The following is a 19,471-nucleotide window of genomic DNA, read 5'->3' on the forward strand; positions in this document are numbered from 1 at the left end:
GGCGTTCAGGATCTGTTCAGAGCTTCAGGATAGGGCAGAGGGCCGGACTTAAACAGGAGCGGGGCGTGGTGGATGTCCACCGCGCCCCGCTCCGTTCCCTAAAAGAAAACGGTCAGTTCTTAGAGCCCGCCGGCCAGCTTGTAGTAGGCGGCGTTCCAGTTCAGCTCTTTCTTGAACTGCTTGATGGTGGTGTTTTCGTCAATGGTGAGCAGTTCGGTCTGGGCGATCTCTGCGAAGTCCTCGAACACATCCATCCCGACTGCGGTGGAAAGCACCGTGTGGTGGGCCGCTCCGGCCGTGAGCCAGGCTGCCGCGGACGTGGCGAAGTCAGGCTTGGGCGACCACAGGGCTCGGGCAACCGGAAGGTTGGGCAGGGGCTCGTCGAGGTCCACGACGTCCACGGCGTTGGCAACAAGGCGGAAGCGGTCGCGCATGTCGGACAGGGCCACCACAACTCCCGGGCCGGCGTCGGTGTCGAAGACCATGCGAACGGGGTCTTCCTTGCCGCCGATGCCCAGCGGGTGGATCTCGACGCGCGGCTTGGAGGCTGTCAGCGACGGGCAGACCTCGAGCATGTGCGCCCCGAGGATCTTTTCCTGGCCCGGTGTGAGGTGGTAGGTGTAGTCCTCCATGAGCGAGGCGCCGCCGGGCAGTCCCGCGCCCATGACCTTGGCCGCGCGGACCAGGATGGCTGTCTTCCAGTCGCCCTCGGCACCGAAGCCGTAACCGTCGGCCATGAGCCGCTGCACTGCCATGCCGGGGAGCTGCCGGAGCGCGCCGAGGTCCTCGAAGGAGGTTGTGAACGCGGCGGAGCCGTTGCCTTCCAGGAAGCTGCGGAGGCCGAGCTCGATCCGTGCACTGTAGCGCAGCGATTCGTGCCGGGTACCGCCGGCCTTCAGCTCCTCTGCCACCTCGTAGAGGTCCTCGTACTCAGCAACAAGCTTGTCGACGTCGGAGTCGGCAGTACCGTGCACGGCGTCAGCGAGTTCGTTCACCGACCAGGTGTTGACTGATACGCCGAACCGGAGCTCGGCCTCGGTCTTGTCCCCCTCGGTGACAGCGACGTTGCGCATGTTGTCACCGAAGCGGGTCAGTTTCAAGGTCCGGACGGCAGCCCAGCCGGCAGACGCGCGCTGCCAGACACCAACCTGGCGGGTGACCTCGGGGTTGGAAACGTGGCCCACAACAGTCTTGCGCGGAATGCCCAGGCGGGACTGGATGTAGCCGAATTCGCGGTCGCCGTGGGCGGCCTGGTTCAGGTTCATGAAGTCAAAGTCGATGTCCGCCCAGGGCAGTTCGACGTTGGCCTGGGTGTGCAGGTGCAGGAGCGGCTTGCGGAGCAGATCCAGGCCCTGGATCCACATCTTGGCGGGAGAGAACGTGTGCATCCAGGCGGTGACGCCGATGACCTGATCGGCGGAGTTGGCCTCCAGTGCAGTACGGCGGATCGCGTCTGAATCGGTGAGGACCGGCTTCCAGACCACCTTAACCGGAACGGAGGATGAGGCGTTGAGCTGGTTGGCGATCTCCTGGGACTGCGCTGCGACCTGCTTCAGTACGTCCTCGCCGTAGAGGTGCTGGCTGCCGGTCAGGAACCAGACTTCATACTGTTCGAGCGAAGTGTTGTTGGCGTTGTTCATGATGACTCCTGGAAAAAGTGGGGGCCTACTGGCCGTAAACGTTCTGGTAGCGGGCGTAGAGGGATTCGATGGCTGCTTCATCGATGGGCAGCGGTTCGCCCAGCTGCCTGGAAATATGGACGGTGCGTGCCACTTCTTCGCACATGACGGCTGCCTTGACGGCGGATTTGGCATCTTTGCCGATGGTGAAAGGCCCGTGGTTCTGCATGAGGACTGCCGGTGAATGGGAGTCCTTGAGAGTGTCCACAATGCCTTGGCCGATGGAGTCGTCACCGATGAGGGCGAACGGCCCCACGGGGATGGATCCACCGAACTCGTCGCTCATCATGGTCAGGACGCAGGGGATTGCCTCGCCCCGCGCTGCCCACGCCGTGGCGTAGGTGGAGTGGGTGTGCACCACTCCACCGACCTCCGGCATGTGCCGGTAGACGTACGCATGGGCTGCAGTGTCCGACGACGGCGCGAGGGCCGGGTTGCCCCACTCCCCCTCCGCCGGGTCACCATTGACAGGAGTCCCGAACAGGTCCGTGACCACCATCGACTCGGGGGTCAGATCGTCGTAGGAGACGCCGGAGGGCTTGATGACCATCAGGTCATGGCCGGGGACGCGGGCCGAAACGTTGCCAGCGGTCCACACCACCAGTTCATACCGGGTCAGCTCCGCATGCAGGGAACAGACCTCGGCGCGCAGCCGGCCGATTGTTTCCAGGAGCGTGCTCATGCGTCTACCTTCTCTGCCCGCTCAGCGGCGTCGGATTCGCTTGCTTCACTGGAATGACCGCCCAGGCCGGGTTTGGCCGCCCGCTGGATCGCCTTGAGCCGATGCATCACGTCATTCGCACCGCGGCCGAAGTAATCGTGCAGGGTACGGTATTCCTGGAACAGGGCGTCGTACGCGGCCACGTTCTCGGGAATGGGCACATAGACCTCTCCGGGCTCCGACCCCATAGCGGCCGCTGCCTCCCGGATATCCGGGTAAGCGCCGGCTGCCACAGCGGCATGGATGGCGGACCCCAGGGCAGGTCCCTGGGTGGAACCGATGGTGGAGAGCTGCAGCCCTGTGGCGTCCGCATAGATCTGCATCAGGAGCTTGTTCTTCAGCAGCCCGCCGGCAACGATGAATTCCTTGACCGGAACTCCTGAGTCCCGGAATGCGTCCACGATGGTGCGGGTGCCAAAGGCCGTAGCCTCCAACAGCGCACGGTACGTGTCCTCCGGCTTGGTGGCAAGGGTCTGGCCAACCACTACGCCCGAGAGCTCGTGGTCCACCAGCACCGAGCGGTTACCGCTGTGCCAGTCCAGGGCAATCAGCCCGTGCTCGCCGATGGCCTGGCGGGAGGCCAGTTCCGTCAGGTACTCATGGATGCCCAGCCCCGCGGCGGCTGCTGCCTCGTGGTACGCCGGCGGAACACCGTTCTTGGTGAACCAGCCAAAGATGTCGCCCACACCGGACTGGCCGGCCTCGTAGCCCCAAAGGCCGTCGACGATGCCGCCGTCCACCACGCCGCACATACCCGGAACCTCGTGCAGCTCCGTTCCGTTCATGACATGGCAGGTGGAGGTTCCCATGATGGCCACCAGCTGGCCGGACTCAACAGCCTTCGCCGCCGGTGCAGTAACGTGCGCGTCAACGTTTCCGACGGCGACGGCGATGCCCTCCGGCAACCCGGTCCAGGCAGCGGCCTCGGCAGTGAGGTAGCCGGCGGCGTCGCCAAGGCGGCCGATGGTGTGCTCCAGCTTGTCGCTCACGAACGTCTCGAACGCCGGGTTCAATGCCGTGAGGAAGTCTGCGGAGGGGTAGCGGCCGTCCTGGTAGATACCCTTGTAGCCGGCGGTGCAGGCGTTGCGGACGTAGTTCCCGCTCAGCTGCCACACAATCCAGTCGGCTGCTTCAACCCAGTGATCCATTGCTTCATATGCCTGCGGGTCCTCTTCCAGAAGCTGCAGGCCCTTCGCGAATTCCCACTCGGAGGAAATGAGACCGCCGTAACGGGGCAGCCAGCTCTCGCCCAGTTCAGCGGCGAGGGTGTTGATGCGGTCCGCCTGCGGCTGGGCGGCGTGGTGGCGCCACAGTTTTACGTAAGCGTGCGGACGGTTGGCGAACTCCGGCAGTTCGTTCAGCGGTGTGCCGTCAGCCTTGACGGGGACCATGGTGCAAGCCGTGAAGTCGGTGGCGATACCGATGACCGCGGCAGGATCGATGCCGGCTTCGGCGATGGCAGCGGGAACGGCGTTCCGGAGCACATCGCGGTAGTCGTTGGGAACTTGAAGGGCCCAGTCAGCGGGAAGCCGCACGCCGCCGTCGCCCGCTACATCAGCGGGCAACGCCTCCGTGACCACAGCATGCGGGTAATCAAATACACCGCTGCCCAGTTCCTTGCCATCCGAGACGCGGACCACCACAGCACGGCCGGAGAGGGTGCCGTAGTCAACGCCGATGACGTATTGCTCAGCCACGGAACCGTGGTGAGCGGGAGAATTTTCGTTCTGCATATCTGCCTCCAGGGAAGAGGCAACGACCTCTTTTGCCTTCGTTGGAAATTGATGGTTATTACTAATTGTGAACGCTAACACGGCCGACGTCAAGACGCTGATACCGCTTTCGGAAAGGTGATACCCAGCCATCGGGAACCGGCTGGGTATCACCTCGGTTTTACTTGGTTTTTTGGCCGTCAACCGGCGCAAGCCGGATGAACGTCACCGATTTCGGTTGGAAGTTGTATGTGAAATTAGTGCCTGCACCTGTGAACACACTGGCTGCCGGAACCAGGTTTTGACCATCACTGGTAGTGGTCAAAGTGGTCACTGCGGCGCTGGAGCTGATCTTTGGTGTTCCAGCGACTTTGACGTCGACGGCGGCCGCCTCACCCGAGGTGTTGACTACCTTGAGGATTGTTTCCCCTGTCTCGGCATCTTTGGTGGCAACGGAGTAGATGGGATCCACCGGAGTTTCGTCAATCGTCCCCCAGAGGACATCGTCGAGGTACAGCTTGGCTGTTGGCCCTGTGACTTCGATCCGGATATCGTACTGGCGGCCCGTCTCAATGGTGGTGCCGGTTTCGATCAGGGTGCTCTTTGCCCCGTTGACGGCCTTCTCCACCACTGACTTGCTGTTGTTCCAGCCGCCCAGGTTCCACCAGTAGTAGTTGCCGGTGTCCTTGACCCCGAAAGCGATGAGGAATCCTTCTGCACCGGCAGTCTTGGTGGCCTTGGTGTTGAGGGTGTAGTTGCTCCACGCCGGGTTTCCGGCGGTGACCATAGTGTTCAGCGCTGTGGTGCTCGACTGGACGTAAGCGCCGTCCTGGACTGACCAGGTTCCAACTCCGTTGCCCGTCCATGCCGAGGCCGTGCCGGCGAAGTCATCAGTAAACAGCTGGCTGCCGTCCGCACTGGTGACCCTCACGTCGTCGTACTTTGCCGCGGTGGCCCATGTCGAGAGCCCGATCTGGCCGGTAATGGGTGGTGCCGCCAGGCCCGGGGCGTTGTTCTGGGAGCTGGGCACAACGTGGCTGCCGACGTTGTTCATGAAGAGCTTCTGCACTTCGAAGTTGGGCGTGGTCCTGATGGAGGTGCCGTTGAAGAACATAAGGTCCGGGCTCCACTGGACGTTGGCTTCGTTGGCGATCAACGGCGCGTAGGAAGCCATCCGGACAACGTCAGCATTCCGCTCCAAGCCCGTCATGAATGACGCTTCGGCCAAGGCGTTCTCCGGCTTGTTGGCCAACGAAGCGAACTCACCGAGGAATACCTTGTAGCTGTCGCGGTCATAGGAGTCGTAACGGTGGTTGTTGGTCAGGAACCAGTCGGGCGAGTTGTAGTAGTGCTCGTCGACGAAGTCGACCTTACGGTCGGCGTTGAATTTGGAGAGATCATCGAAGTTGGCCCCCTGATCGTCCGGGCCGGTGTTGCCGATGACCTGGATATCGGGATAGGCCGCCTCAACAGCGTCCTGGAACTGGATGAAGTACGCCTTGAACTCCGGCTTGTACTCCTCGTTGCCCAGGCTGATGCGGCCCAGGTTGTAGGGCGCAGGGTGGCCATAGGCGATGCGCTTGGCGCCCCATTCGGTACTGGCGTCTCCATTCGCGAACTCGATCAGGTCCAGGGTGTCCTGGATGTACTTGTCCAGGGTTGCCTGGTCGGGGACGGCACGGTTGTCGCCGCAGCCGGTGACACCGACGGGGACCACGGGAACGGGGATGGCCTTGAGGTCTTCGGCCCACTGGAAATACTCCATGTAGCCGAGGCCGTAGGTCTGGTTGTAGCCCCAGAAGTTCCTGTTGGCGGGACGCTGCTCAACCGGGCCAATGGTTTCTTTCCATTGATACGTACGGGAGCGGGTGTAATTGGGCGCAGAGTAGGAGTCGTAACTGCCGGTGTTGACGATGCAGCCACCGGGAAACCGGAGGAACCCGGGATTGAGTTCAGCGATTTTTTCCGCGAGATCCTTACGCAGCCCATGGCCGTTCCACGTCTCCTGGGGCATCAGCGAAATCATGTCCAGGCGGACTGTGCCTGTCCCCTGAACAACAGTGGAGAGCCGTCCCGACGCCGTCGAGGACTTAGGCGAAAGAGTCACATTGTATTTTTTCCAGGCATCACCCTTGACCTTGATGCTGGCCAGGTCAAGCCGGGTGCCTTCAGGTGTTTCCAGTGCGACGGCGAGAGTGGAACCCGCCGGATTGGAGGTTCTGGCCCAGACGGAATAGTCGTACTTCTTGCGGGCCTCCAGACGGTGTCCGCCGTTCCAGCCGCTGTTGCGGACGCCGACGCCGGCTCCTGCACCAGCGCCGGCAGTACCTGCCTCGATCAGCAGGTAGTTCCGGTTGTTCTCGTTCAGGCGATGGTCGTCGTTCTGAACAGAGGCCGTACCGGCGCTTCCGCGCTGGAGGATTTCCCATGCACTGAGCGGAGTATAGGAGCGGTTGTCCTCTGAATCGAATTCGAAGGACCTGTTCTGCACCAGTTCGGCGTAGATGCCCCCGTCCGCGCCCTGGTTGATGTCCTCGTAGAAGGCGCCATACATCGTCGGAGCTATATCAGGACCGGCTTGGTCAGCGTTCACTGTAATGGTGCGGTTGGTGGTTTCGGCGTGGGCGGGAAGAGCCGGCGCGAGGGTGAGGGTGGCTGCCGCGAGCGATCCCGCCAGGGCCATGGTGCAAGCCCTCTTTACGGGGCTTGGACGAACTGTGCTTTGCATGGGAGGTGAGAACCCTTTCTCCATTGAACGGCTGCGGCCCGGGCTGCGGTTTGTGAACGCTAACACACCGGAGGCTGTAGAAAGTATTGTTCAGGCCCTGGTCAAAAGTAAAGAGGGTCAGCCATAGAGAAGCCGGCTCCTTGCGTCATAAACCGACAGTGTCCCAATTGTGATGTCCGCTACTTGACGCATGTCATTGTTAGCGTTCACACTTGCTGGCAGAGCAAGCAGCTCACAGCAATGGCGGTGTTAGGTCTCCCGCCTGCATGTAACTAACGCTTCCGGGAGGAATGTTGTGTTTAAGAAATCTCTAGTCGCCGTTATGGCCGCGTCAGCTATTGCCCTCACTGCCTGTGGAGGTGGCGGCCAGGCCGCTTCCAGCACCGGCGGTGCGGATAAGAAAATCGTGATGGGCTTCGCCCAGGTCGGCGCGGAAAGCGGCTGGCGCAGTGCCAACACCAAGTCTGTTCAGGAATCCGCCAAGGAAGCCGGCATCGACCTGAAGTTCTCCGATGCCCAGCAGAAGCAGGAAAACCAGATCAAGGCGATCCGGTCCTACATCCAGCAGAAGGTCGACGTCATCGCCTTCTCCCCCGTGGTTGAGTCCGGCTGGGACACCGTCCTGAAGGAAGCCAAGGACGCGAAGATCCCCGTGATCCTCACCGACCGTGCCGTGGACTCGGCAGATAAGACCCTGTACAAGACGTTCCTGGGTTCGGACTTCGTCCTCGAAGGCAAGAAGGCCGGTGAGTGGCTCGTTGGTGAGTCCAAGGCCGCCACCGATACCGTGAACATCGTCGAGATCCAGGGCACCACCGGTTCCGCCCCGGCCAACGACCGCAAGGAAGGCTTCGAAGCGGCCATCAAGGCTGACCCGAAGCTGAAGATCATCGCTTCCCAGAGCGGTGACTTCACCCGCAGCGGCGGCAAGCAGGTCATGGAAGCGTTCCTGAAGAACAACCCGGACATCGACGTCGTCTTCGCCCACAACGATGACGAAGGCCTCGGCGCGATCGAAGCCATCGAAGCCGCCGGCAAGGTCCCGGGCAAGGACATCAAGATCATCACCATCGACGCCGTCAAGGACGGCATGACCGCCCTGAGCGCCGGCAAGATCAACTTCATCGTCGAGTGCAGCCCGCTGCTGGGCACCCAGCTCATGGACCTCGCCAAGAAGGTCCTCGCCGGCGAAACAGTCCCCGAGCGCGTCGTCACCGAAGAAACCACCTTCACCCAGGAACAGGCCACCAAGGCCCTGCCTACCCGTCAGTACTGAGCCCCGCTCACCTGATCGTCCGTGCGGCGGCAGTACCTACACTGCCGCCGCACGGATCAACACAGAAAAGATATCTAGGATGAACGAACTCGTTCCGGTCGTCGAGATGACCGACATTGCCATCGGATTCCCAGGGGTCAAGGCCCTTGACGACGTCAGCTTCCGTCTTTTCCAAGGCGAGGTACACGCCCTTATGGGCGAAAATGGGGCGGGCAAATCCACCCTTATCAAAGCGCTGACTGGTGTCTACACCATTGATTCAGGCCGGATCACGGTCCTCGGCCAGCAGAAGAACTTCTCTACCCCTGCGGAATCCCAGGCGGCCGGCATCAGCACGGTCTACCAGGAAGTCAATCTCTGCACCAACCTCACCGTCGAAGAGAATGTGATGCTGGGCCGCGAGCCCCGCCGTCGCGGTTCCATCGACTGGCGTGCCGTGCGCGCCCGGACCCGTGAGGTCCTGGCCCAGCTGCACCTTGAACACGTGGAACCCGGTTCCCTGCTTTCCGAACACTCCATCGCGGTGCAGCAGCTGATAGCGATCGCCCGCTCCGTCGAGGTCAACGCGAAGGTCCTGATCCTGGACGAGCCCACGTCAAGCCTTGATGCGGACGAAGTGAACCAACTCTTCCGCGTGATCCGTGACCTGCGCGACCGCGGCGTTGCCATCCTGTTTGTATCGCACTTCCTCGAGCAGGTCTACGAGCTTTCAGACCGCATGACCGTCCTGCGCAACGGCAAGCTCGTCGGTGAGTACATGACCCGGGACCTGTCCCGCATGAACCTCATTTCAAAGATGATCGGCAAGGACCTTGAGGTCCTTGAGGAACTCGACCAGGCTTCCACCCGCTCCCAGGCCCGGCTTGCAGCCAATGCCCAGCCCTTCATGGAAACAGCCGGCCTCGGAAGAAAGGGCTCTGTCTCCAACGTCAATCTCTCCATCTACCCGGGCGAGGTAGTAGGGCTGGCTGGACTGCTCGGAGCAGGGCGTACAGAAACTGCCCGTCTGCTCTTCGGTGCGGACAAGGCCGACGAAGGTTCAATCAAGGTCAAGGGAGAGCCGCTGAAAATGCGCAGCCCGCGGACCGCGATCGACCACGGCATCGGTTTCTGCTCCGAAGACCGCAAAGAGGAAGGCCTGATCGGCGACCTCACAGTCCGCGACAACCTTGTGCTGGCGATGCAGGCCACCAAAGGTTGGGCCCGCAGGATCCCCCGCCGGGTGCAGGACGAGCTCGTTGCCGAATTCATCGAGGCCCTCGACATCCGTCCGGCAAACCCCGAGGCTCTGATCCGCAACCTCAGTGGCGGCAACCAGCAGAAAGTCCTGCTTGCGCGTTGGATGGTGACATCCCCGGACCTGTTGATCCTGGACGAGCCGACACGCGGCATCGACATCGGCGCGAAAACCCAGATCCAGAAGCTGGTCAACCGGTTGGCGTCCGAGGGCATGTCCATCCTCTTCATTTCCTCAGAACTTGAGGAAGTGCTCCGGCTCAGCGACCGCATCGCCATTATCAAGGACCGGGCCATGGTCGCCGATATCAGTAACGACGACGTTTCGGTCGAGGACGTCCTCACAGTCATCGCCGGAGGCGCATAGTGAAATCCATTCTGAAAAACCGACTGGCCTGGCCGGTCATAGCCCTTGTCGCCCTGCTGGCGGTCAACCAGATCTTCCGTGCAGACTTCCTCAGCCTCAGGATGCAGGACGGCCACCTCTACGGCAGCCTCATCGACATCATGCGGAACGGCGCTCCCACCATCCTCATCGCGCTCGGCATGACCCTGGTCATCGCTTCACGCGGCATTGACCTTTCTGTAGGCGCAGTGGTGGCCATCGCCGGCGCCGCGTCATGCGCCTATATCGCGGCCTCCCCGGAGCCCGCTTCACCCGCCACAGCAGCAGTAGCCGTCCTCATCGCCGTTGTAGCCGGCCTGGTCCTTGGAGTCTGGAACGGGTTCCTGGTTTCCACTATCGGAATCCAGCCCATCATTGCCACGCTGGTGCTCATGACCGCCGGGCGCGGCATCGCCCAGCTCATCACGGACGGCCAGATCGTCTCCGTGACCAACGACAGCTATAAGGCAATCGGGGCGGGCTACCTCTTCACGCTCCCCATCTCCATCCTTATCACCGCCGTCGTGTTCATCCTGGCCGCTGTCCTGACCCGCAGGACCGCCCTGGGTACCCTGATCGAGGCAGTGGGAATCAACCCGGTTGCCAGCCGGCTGGCAGGCCTGCGCGCCCGCAACATCATCTGGATTGTGTACATCTTCAGCGCGTTCTGTGCAGCTATCGCCGGGTTGATGATCAGCTCCAATGTCACTGCAGCGGACGCCAACAACGCCGGGCTCTACATTGAGATGGACGCCATCCTCGCCGTCGTAATCGGGGGCACCTCACTTGCCGGAGGCCGCTACAGCCTGGTGGGAACAGTGGTGGGAGCATTCATCATCCAGACCCTCACCACCACCGTCTACACCCTTGGCATTCCGCCGGAGGTCACCCTGGTATTCAAAGCACTGGTGGTCCTCACGGTCTGCCTATTGCAGGCGCCCAAGGCCCGGAACCTCCTGAGGAACTTCAAGCCGGCAAGCCCGCTTCGCACTAAGGAAAAGGTCGCAGTCTAATGTCTCCCCTCTCCACAGTGGCCCCGCCCACCGTCAAAAAGCCCTCGGCCGTCGGGGCCCGCATCCGCGGCGGCGCCCGCTACGCACCCACCCTGGCTACACTGGTCCTCTTCATCCTGATGTTTGTGGTCGGGGCCGGAATGTACCCCAGCTTCCTGTCCGGCCAGGTCCTGCTTAACCTCTTCATCGACAACACGTTCCTCATCGTTCTTGCAGTTGGCATGACCTTCGTCATTATTACCGGCGGTATTGATCTCTCCGTGGGAGCCGTCGTCGCACTGTCCATGATGGTTACGGCCACCATGCTTCAGAACGGCTGGAACCCAGCGATGGTGATTCTCGCCGTGCTGGTGATCGGAGGAGGACTCGGCCTGCTCATGGGGATGGTCATCCAGTATTTCGACATCCAGCCCTTCATCGTGACGCTGGCGGGAATGTTCCTGGCACGCGGGCTTTGCTACGTGATCAGCCTCGACTCGATTTCGGTCACCGATCCCTTCTTCACAAGCATGGCCCAGGCCCGTATCCCGCTCTCGGAGGAGCTGTTCATCTCTCCCGGTGTGCTGATCGCCCTCGTCGTCGTCGGTCTGGCGTTCTTCATCCTCCACCACACACGCTTCGGCCGGACCGTCTACGCCATTGGTGGCAACGAGAACTCTGCAATGCTCATGGGCCTCGCAGTCAAGAGCACCAAGATCCTCGTGTACTGCGTCAGCGGCCTCTGCTCCGCGATAGCAGGAATTCTGTTCTCCTTCTACAGCCTCTCCGGGTACAGCCTGGCGGCCCAAGGCATGGAACTGGATGCCATCGCCGCCGTCGTCATCGGTGGAACCCTGCTGACCGGCGGGGTGGGCTACGTACTCGGTTCGGTGGTAGGTGTCCTGGTTCTGGGCATCGTCCAGACCTTCATCGCCTACGACGGAACGCTCAGCTCCTGGTGGACCAAGATCGTCATCGGCGGTTTGCTCCTGGTCTTCATCCTCCTGCAGAGGCTCTTCACAAGACGCACAGCCTAGACGGGACCGCTTTCCAGCCTCACCTCCTTAACCCACGCATGACTTGGGCCCTGCTTTACGCGGGGCCCAAGTCATGCGAAGGCACAAACGAAAGGACACCTCTGCAATGACTGCTTTGTCTCAATCCCCCCTTTCCCGCCGTACCTTCCTGGGTTCCGGATCAGCCGCAGCTGCCGGGCTGCTCCTCACGGGAGGCAGCACGGCCACTGGCCTGTTCCACGCTTCCTCCGCCAACGCCGCCGTCGGACCGCAAGCGGTGATCAACCCGATCGTCAATCAGCGGGCCGATCCGTGGCTCATGAAACATACAGACAACAGGTACTACTTCACCGGATCAGTTCCCGAGTACGACCGCATCATTATCCGGTCCTCATCCACCATCTCCGGACTCGGCAGCGCCGCCGAAACCGTCGTGTGGAAAAGGCCGCCTTCAGGCACCATGGGAGGCCATATCTGGGCTCCCGAACTGCATCACTTCGGCGGCAAGTGGCACATCTACTTCGCGGCCGGCGACAGCACGGACGTCTTCCGGGTACGGATTTACGTGATCTCAACAGACTCGGCCGATCCTGCGAACGCCGTCTGGGAAGAGCCCGTACGCGTCTTCACCCATGCCGACACGTTCTCCCTGGATGCCACCACCTTCGAACACGCCGGTTCACGCTACCTGGTATGGGCCCAGGCTGATGCCGGGGTGAACTCCAGCCTCTTCATCGCGACCATGGGTTCGCCATCGACGCTTTCCAGCACGCCCGTCCGCATCGCCGTGCCCACGTTGCCCTGGGAGACTATTGGCTTCCGCGTCAACGAAGGAGCCGCCGTCATCAAGCGAAACGGCCGGATCTTCCTGACTTTTTCCGCCAGCGCCACTGACGCCAACTACTGCATCGGCCTCTTGACCGCTGACGAGGACGCAGACCTGCTCGATCCAGCCTCCTGGATCAAAACCCCGACGCCGGTATTTACCACCTCTGATGCAACCAAGCAGTACGGGCCTGGCCACAATTCCTTCACCGTGGATGAGGCAGGCAACGACGTCATGGTCTACCACGCCAGGTCCTACCGGGACATCACCGGTGACCCCTTGTACGATCCCAACCGGCATGCACGGGTGCAGCGGCTGCACTGGAACGCCGACGGAACTCCCCAGTTCGGAGTACCTGTCGGTGATGGCCCGTTGCCTTACCGGTGGCAGTCAGCCGAAGCTCCTGGGCTCTACCTTGCCCATGACGGAACCACTATCACCGCCGCACCGGCACCATCCCTGGCGGCCTCCCAGTTCCGGATTCTCCCGGGTTATGCCAAGAAGAACTCTGTCCTGATCGAACCGGTCCTGACCAGGGGACGCTACCTGAGGATCGAAGGTGGCAAGCTTGTCATCGCATCCGCCCCCGGCGCCTCCTCCGCCTTCATTCAGCGGAAGGGACTACCGGATAGCGCCGGATTCTCCTTCGAATCAGTTGACATCCCTGGTTCCTACCTGTGCCTGAGCCAAGGGATCCTGACAGTGTCCAAGGCCGCCGCCAGCCAACGGGCAGCCGCCACCTTCAGGCTGACAAGCTGACGCGCTGAGTTAGGCCTTCAGTACGACCGCGACGGAGGCAGTGCTTTTGCGGATTACCAGTTCCGGGGTAACGACGACGCCGCTGACCTCAGCCCCTTGCTCGATTTCACCCACCATGACGTCAACGCAGCGCCGGCCAAGTTCCTCGAAGTCCTGGCGTACGGTGGTCAGCGGCGGGACAAAGTAGGCTGCCTCCGGCTGGTCATCAAAGCCCACCACAGACACGTCTCCGGGCACACTGACTCCTGCCTCGTTGAAGGCACGCAGGAGCCCCAGGGCCATTTGGTCATTTCCCACAAAGATGGCTGTGGCTGTGCGTTTCTCAGCCAGTTTCCGGCCGATCTCGTAGCCGCTTCCTGCGCTCCAGTCGCCTTCGGCCATGAGATCGTCCTCGAGGCCGGCCGCGCGAAGTGTCTGGCTCCAGCCCTCGGCCCTCGCCGCGCCGTCGATCCAGTCCTGAGGGCCGGAGATGTGGCCGATGCGGCTGTGGCCCTGGTCAATAAGGTGCCTGACGGCGAGTTCCGCCCCGCGCTTCTGGTCCACCATAACCCCGCTGACGCTGTCGTTTCCGAGGGAGCCGACAGCCACCACGGGAACCCCAAGGTCCATCTCATCCAGGGCGTGCAATGTTTCGGAGTGCGGAACCACCACCACGATTCCATCTACTGACTGGTCCTGGAAATGCCTTAGAGCATCGGAGATGGTTTCCCTGTTGACGGTTTTGAGGGCGGCGATGCTGACAAAATATCCGGCATCACGCGCCGCCTGCTCCACGCCCAGGATGGTGTTGGCGGGACCGTACTGCGATAGCTCGCTCCCCAATACTCCGATGGTCTGGGAACGGCGCGTCACGAGGCTGCGCGCGGCGGAGTTACGCCGGTAGCCAAGCTCCGAAATGGCTACCTCCACACGGGCCCGGGTTGCCTTGCTGACATTCGGATGGTTGTTGACCACCCTGGAAACTGTCTGGTGGGATACACCAGCCAGTTCCGCTACGTCCTCAAGGCGCGGTAGCCGCCGGCCGTTGGTGTTCGCCACGAATGGGCCTTTCCACTGGGAGAGTATTGATCCATATCCTATTGCCCCCAGCTGCTTACGCAGTATCTATTTCCGCCGCGCCAGAAGTGCGTCAGCAAAAACACTCGGGATGTCCTGGGGTGCGCGGGCCACGTAGCTTGTTCCACCTGTCGCTGCAGAGATTTTCTGGAGCGTCTCGGCGTCGGCATCCTCAGTAATGCCGATGGTCACGATCACAACCGGTTTCGCGGGGTCCCGTTCGCGCTGCAATGTCTCCAGCAGCTGATCAAGTTCCAGTGATTCGGCGTCGTCATTGGCGCCGTCCGTGAACAGGATGACGCTGTTGATCGCACGGGAGTCGTACGAGGCCTGCACGGTCCGGTAGGCGGCCAGGGTGGAGTCATAGAGCCCCGTAGCGCCTCCGGTGCGTTCAGAGAGCCCTGCAATGCCTGCCACAAGGCGCTCACGCTGGGTTACACCTTCCACCACCTCATCCATCTTCCGGATGGGTTCGAGCTCCAGGTAGTCCTGGTTCCCGCCGCCGAGGCCAATTGAGAAGGCCCACAGCCCCAAGGCAGCCGTATCGGGGAACAACTTGCTGCCCGTGGTCGCAGCCTGCTGTGTGAGCTGCATCCGTGTTTGGTCACCGGCAGGGAGTTCCATAGAACCGGAGACGTCCATGACCACCAGGGACCTGAAAGGTATGGCCTGAACGGCCCACGCGCTTAGAGTCTGGCTGACGGCTTGCGCCGAAGCAGGCGCCAGCGCAACGACTGCACCGACCCCCTTCTGGTCCAGCAGGTTACTGCTGTCCGCCGGCCGCAAGCCTTGTTCGGCCAGGTTCGCCTTGCCTTCGTCACTGCCCAGGGCTTCTCCAAGAGCCTTCGCTGCCTTCTTTATCACCTCACTGCGGTGGCCGTTTCCCGCCGTGGCAACCAGCGGGTAGTCCAGGGACACTGCCCCGCTTTTCGGCACCGATGCTGTCAAGCTGGCTCCTGAGGTTGTCGTGGAAAACTTCAGCCAGGCTTCCTCGGTGACAATGGCGAAGCCGCCGCTTGCAGCAACTGACTCGAGCTGTTCCGAATCTGAAAGCTTCGCCCCCGAACGCTTGCTCTCCTTCTGTGCGAGCTGCGCAGTGACCCCCTGGAGCGTTTTAGCGTCCGTCAGGCCGGACTGCACTTCAGAAACTGCCCCCAGCAGCGCCACTTCACCGCTCCCGCTGACGAGTGGATCACCAAAACGCACTCCCGGCGCCTGCAGGGCACTTAACCACGTGGCGAAAACCTGGGCCTCGCTCGTGCGGCCCACGATGACTCCCGGGGTCGAGGCCAGCGAGGACACGATGACCTCCGGAGGTGATGCCGTCACCACCCTTTGAACCCGGACAGCGGAGTCTGCAACCCACAAGTCCGGTGCATCCTTGTCCGCCGCCACCTTGCCGGAAAGCTCCGGTTGGCTGAGCGTCTGGAAGGTGAAACTCACGCAGACGTGAGCCGGGACCCTGGACGCAGCCTTTTCCAGCGCCGGTGTCATGTTGGGGTCAGCCCCGACGCTCACTTCCATGGTTACGTCTTGGCACTTTGCAGGCTCCGCCTCTGCGGGAGTCCGCATGCCGGTGATCCAGACGACGGCGCCGGCCGCCACTGCAATAGCGACGACGGTTCCGAAAATCATGGCTATCCGGTGCCAAAAAAACGGCGACCGGCGGGGGAACTTGCCATGACGCGCACGGCGGGCGGCTCGACGAGCTGACATGGGCGAATACCTATCTGCTGGGGGGATTCCCGCTGCGTACCGGAGGGGGCCGGACAGCATTTGCCCGAGCCGGGAAGTCCCGGCGGGCGTACGGAAACGAGTCCAGTATACGTAGCCAAGTGCCCTGTATCACATTCGGGACCTGAGATGCGAGTCATCTCCCGGCGATTCGCGAGCACTTCAGGTGATTTCTCAGGCTCAGAAGCAACAAAAAACCCCCGGCTTCCTGCTGACAGGATGCCGGGGGTTTTCCACTCTTCGCTAAAAGAGTGGGCCCTGTGGGGCTCGAACCCACGACCCACGGATTAAAAGTCCGATGCTCTACCAACTGAGCTAAAGGCCCCAACCAACGACCGCAAAACGGCCATCAGCCCAGTCCATTTCTGGACGTTAACACTGTACCCCAGACTTATGGATGCTTTGACGCGTCCGGAGCGCGCCGCCGTCGTGCTTGCTCTTGCGCCATTTCGACGGTTCCCTGCCCAAAAGACGACGCCGAACATCGAGCTGGCACGGAACCATCGAAACGGGCACCACTCCCCTTCCGGTGCGCGCCAAGGAGGACTGTTTAAGCCGTGCTCGATTTCCCCTACACCACAGGAGTAGCGTGGGGGGCATGAACGAGCAAGCGGGATCCAGCCACTACGGCGGAGCGAACAGGCACCACAAGCCAAAGCCCTTCGCTCCCATTGATTTCGAGCCGTTCGCGGGCGGCGCCGATCCGGCGCGCGTCTCCGAAGCTGCCCATCTCGCGGCCCAGGCGCTGGTCCAGCATGGCCGGGACAGCGATGATCCGGTGATCACGGAGAGACTGGTCAAGCTGGCCGATGAACAGGGCCTGGAAGCCATCGCCGAGATGTGGGCTGAGAGCCCGGCACGCTCGCTGCCCGGCGCCTTGTGGCGTCTTTATGCCCTCCGCGCAGCCACCATTCAAGATCCGGAGAGGATCTCCCTCTACTTCCGGGCGGGCAAGGACACGGCGCAGGTATCCAATGTTGTAGCTGGCCCGGCCGAACCTCCGGGAGCCCAGGAAATGAAGGAAATGGCTGACGCCATCCTCTCGGGAGCGTTCGACGGCGAGTTCGACGTCGCGCTGGAACGTTCCGCCGCCTTCTGCCGGGTGGTGGCCTTGGGTCAGGCGACCTTGGCGGACAACGCCGAGCACAGCAATGAGGGCCACGCATCGAAGTTAACCCGCAATTCACACCTGCTGGTCAAGACAGCCGAGGACCTGGAACATGCCGCGAACGCCTGGCGCCTCGGCGAACTGGACTGATGGCGAAGGCCCGCTGGCCGCGGCTGTTACAGCTGATTTCGGGGCTGCGAGCCTGCCACGGGAGCCCCTTACTGTCAATGTTGACTTGGTTGGGGCAACGTAGAACACTGAGACTGGTGCCGAACCGCGAAACCCCCGGGCTTCAACATTCAGCCGCCTAGAGCGGCCTACCGCCGAGAGGCGTATCCGGTTCGGCACCACTTTTGTGTCCGGATCCACCGCCGTGTTCCACTACAAGATAAACAGCCCTGTCAGTTCCTCCCCAAGACCGGAAAACCCACGTGAAACTGCGCCTTTTCCCCCAGGAGCCCGCCGGGCTGAACCTCCTCGCACAGATGGCCCGCCAGATCGTCCTGGCAACCGGAACCATGGCGGAAATCCTCGGGACGCCCGCAGCGGAACACGCCCGGCTCGTGGAAGACATGCACAATCACGAGGCAAAGTCAGCGGAACTGCACTTCGCGCTCCTGACCCACATGCGCACCAGCTTCGTGAACCCGCTTCCCCGCGAGGATATGTACGCTTTGTCGCGGTACCTCAATGAGGCCATCGAAAAGCTCGACGCCGCCGCAGACCTGGTGGCACTGTACAAGCTGGAACGGCTGCCAAAACGCGCCGCCGATCAGCTGGAGATCATCAGCCGGCAGGCCGAACTCACCGTGGACGCCATGCGGCGACTGAACAACCTTGACGATCTTGAGGACTACTGGATCGAAATCCTGCGGCTGGCGAAGCGTGCTGAACGTACCCACCGGGTCTGGGTGGCGGACATGCTCAAGGACATGAAGGCCGCGCAGTACGCCCGCAACCGTGACGTCGCCACCCAACTCGTGGATGTCACCAAGGACATGCGCCGGGTGGCCACCCAGGTAGGCAGCATCATCGTCAAGGAATCCTGAGGTGACGGGGGTCTTTTTCACTCTGGTGGTCCTGTCCGCCGGGATCTTCGCCTTTCTCAACGGCTTCCGGGATGCCTCGGCTTCCGTGGCACTGGCCGTCCGCACCCGGGCGCTGACTCCCACCGTGGGAGTCCTCCTCGCCGCGTTGTTCAACTTTATTGGCGCCGCCTTGAGCGCCACCCTTGCCCTCACCGTAAGCCACGCCTGGGTGACGGTTCCAAACGGCGACGGCGGACTAACCATCCTCCTCGCAGGACTCCTGAGCGCCGTCATTTGGGGTGTCTATACATGGCGGCGCGGCATACCGTCCTCGTCCACGCATGCATTGGTGGGAGGGCTGGCCGGGGCTGGCCTGGCCAGCCTCGTCCTGGGTGGCCCCGGCGTCGGAGGAGTGGACAACTCCATGCTGTTCCAGGTGGTGCTGCCGCTGCTGGTCTCGCCCATCATCGCGTTTGTGGGCGCCTATCTCCTGGTCTGGCCAGCCACGTGGGCGGCCCGCTATACGCCCCCAAACGTGGTCAACACCCGTTCCCGCAGAATCCAGGCCGTCGCTGCCGGAGCCGTCGCTTTCGCCCACGGCCTGCAGGACGGGCAGCGCACCAGCGCTATCCTGCTCCTCGCGTTGCTGGCTTCGGGGCAGACGGACGGCACCGTCCTGCCAATGTGGGTGGCCCTCCTGACAGCCGCCATGCTGACGGCGGGAACGCTGGCGGGCGGTTGGCGCATCTCGCACACCATTGGATACCGCATGGCCAGGATCGACCCGCTGCGGGGTTTTGTGGCCCAGATCTACAGCTCGCTGATCCTGCTGCTGGGCGCTATTGGGCTCCACTGGCCCATTTCCACCACCCACACGGTGACCACCGCGACGCTCGGTGCTGGAAGCAATCAGCCTTTCCCTGGAACCAACCGCCGCCTGGTCCTGCGGATCCTGTCCTTTTGGGTTCTCACTCCGATTGTGACGGCGGCAGCTGCCTTGGTTCTGGCGCTGGCCCTCTCCCCGCTTCGAAGCAGCTAGCCGCTTCAAAAAGACGCGAAAGCGTGTTCTCAGGAGCTGCTATTGACGGATCCAAAGTCTTCATAAATACTCTAATCCAGCCGATGTTAGCCCTAACAATTTTTCCCGGGCACCTGGAATGTCCAGAAAGTGATAGCGAACCTGCCTCGTAACCCGAGGCGGGATTTCTTGAAATA

14 protein-coding genes and 1 tRNA gene are annotated in these 19,471 nt (G+C 62.1%); 8 read left to right on the forward strand and 7 right to left on the reverse strand.

The window, feature by feature from the left end; all coding sequences use genetic code 11:
* Positions 1-119: 119 nt before the first annotated feature.
* The 4 genes from araA to M1E02_RS19370 all read right to left on the reverse strand — a co-directional run bounded on the left by araA (position 120) and on the right by M1E02_RS19370 (position 6,795).
* On the reverse strand, positions 120-1,640 hold the full coding sequence (araA, locus tag M1E02_RS19355) for an L-arabinose isomerase (RefSeq protein ID WP_479375800.1): 1,521 nt from the start codon (positions 1,638-1,640) through the stop codon (positions 120-122).
* Between the two features lie 25 nt (positions 1,641-1,665).
* A complete protein-coding gene (locus M1E02_RS19360; RefSeq protein WP_479375801.1) occupies positions 1,666-2,361 on the reverse strand; it encodes an L-ribulose-5-phosphate 4-epimerase in 696 nt (231 codons plus the stop codon).
* Entirely contained in the window at positions 2,358-4,133 is a 1,776-nt protein-coding gene (gene araB, locus M1E02_RS19365; protein ID WP_479375802.1) for a ribulokinase, read from the reverse strand. Before araB ends, M1E02_RS19360 begins: the two co-directional genes overlap by 4 nt.
* 160 nt (positions 4,134-4,293) lie before the next feature.
* A complete protein-coding gene (locus M1E02_RS19370; protein WP_479375803.1) occupies positions 4,294-6,795 on the reverse strand; it encodes an alpha-L-arabinofuranosidase C-terminal domain-containing protein in 2,502 nt (833 codons plus the stop codon).
* Between the two features lie 340 nt (positions 6,796-7,135).
* Between M1E02_RS19370 and M1E02_RS19375 the strand changes: the two genes are divergently transcribed.
* From M1E02_RS19375 to M1E02_RS19395, 5 genes are all read left to right on the forward strand, one after another.
* Complete coding sequence (locus M1E02_RS19375) at positions 7,136-8,116, forward strand: ABC transporter substrate-binding protein (protein WP_479375804.1); 981 nt, start codon at positions 7,136-7,138, stop codon at positions 8,114-8,116.
* A 79-nt stretch (positions 8,117-8,195) separates the two neighbouring features.
* A complete protein-coding gene (locus M1E02_RS19380; RefSeq protein WP_479375805.1) occupies positions 8,196-9,719 on the forward strand; it encodes a sugar ABC transporter ATP-binding protein in 1,524 nt (507 codons plus the stop codon).
* On the forward strand, positions 9,719-10,750 hold the full coding sequence (locus M1E02_RS19385) for an ABC transporter permease (RefSeq protein WP_479375806.1): 1,032 nt from the start codon (positions 9,719-9,721) through the stop codon (positions 10,748-10,750). Before M1E02_RS19380 ends, M1E02_RS19385 begins: the two co-directional genes overlap by 1 nt.
* Complete coding sequence (yjfF, locus tag M1E02_RS19390; protein WP_479375807.1) at positions 10,750-11,766, forward strand: galactofuranose ABC transporter, permease protein YjfF; 1,017 nt, start codon at positions 10,750-10,752, stop codon at positions 11,764-11,766. The genes M1E02_RS19385 and yjfF overlap by 1 nt, the downstream gene beginning before the upstream one ends.
* 106 nt (positions 11,767-11,872) lie before the next feature.
* The gene (locus M1E02_RS19395; protein WP_479375808.1) at positions 11,873-13,330 is read left to right on the forward strand and encodes a family 43 glycosylhydrolase; all 1,458 of its coding nucleotides are present in this window, start codon (positions 11,873-11,875) and stop codon (positions 13,328-13,330) included.
* A gap of 9 nt (positions 13,331-13,339) precedes the next feature.
* On the opposite strand, the gene M1E02_RS19400 is transcribed toward M1E02_RS19395, so the two are convergent.
* The 3 genes from M1E02_RS19400 to M1E02_RS19410 all read right to left on the reverse strand — a co-directional run bounded on the left by M1E02_RS19400 (position 13,340) and on the right by M1E02_RS19410 (position 16,445).
* The gene (locus M1E02_RS19400; protein WP_479375809.1) at positions 13,340-14,368 is read right to left on the reverse strand and encodes a LacI family DNA-binding transcriptional regulator; all 1,029 of its coding nucleotides are present in this window, start codon (positions 14,366-14,368) and stop codon (positions 13,340-13,342) included.
* 66 nt (positions 14,369-14,434) lie between these two features.
* A complete protein-coding gene (locus M1E02_RS19405) occupies positions 14,435-16,102 on the reverse strand; it encodes a VWA domain-containing protein (RefSeq protein WP_479375810.1) in 1,668 nt (555 codons plus the stop codon).
* A gap of 270 nt (positions 16,103-16,372) precedes the next feature.
* Positions 16,373-16,445 (reverse strand) — tRNA-Lys (locus M1E02_RS19410).
* Between the two features lie 273 nt (positions 16,446-16,718).
* Here M1E02_RS19410 and M1E02_RS19415 point away from each other — a divergent pair.
* The 3 genes from M1E02_RS19415 to M1E02_RS19425 all read left to right on the forward strand — a co-directional run bounded on the left by M1E02_RS19415 (position 16,719) and on the right by M1E02_RS19425 (position 19,295).
* Positions 16,719-17,378: a hypothetical protein gene (locus tag M1E02_RS19415; protein ID WP_479375811.1), complete on the forward strand. Its 660-nt coding sequence runs from the start codon at positions 16,719-16,721 to the stop codon at positions 17,376-17,378.
* Between the two features lie 281 nt (positions 17,379-17,659).
* Positions 17,660-18,277: a DUF47 domain-containing protein gene (locus M1E02_RS19420; RefSeq protein ID WP_479375812.1), complete on the forward strand. Its 618-nt coding sequence runs from the start codon at positions 17,660-17,662 to the stop codon at positions 18,275-18,277.
* A gap of 1 nt (position 18,278) precedes the next feature.
* Positions 18,279-19,295, forward strand: a complete 1,017-nt coding sequence (locus M1E02_RS19425) for an inorganic phosphate transporter (RefSeq protein WP_479375813.1) — start codon at positions 18,279-18,281, stop codon at positions 19,293-19,295.
* Positions 19,296-19,471 lie beyond the last annotated feature (176 nt).

Source organism: Arthrobacter sp. Z5-13 (assembly GCF_056499105.1).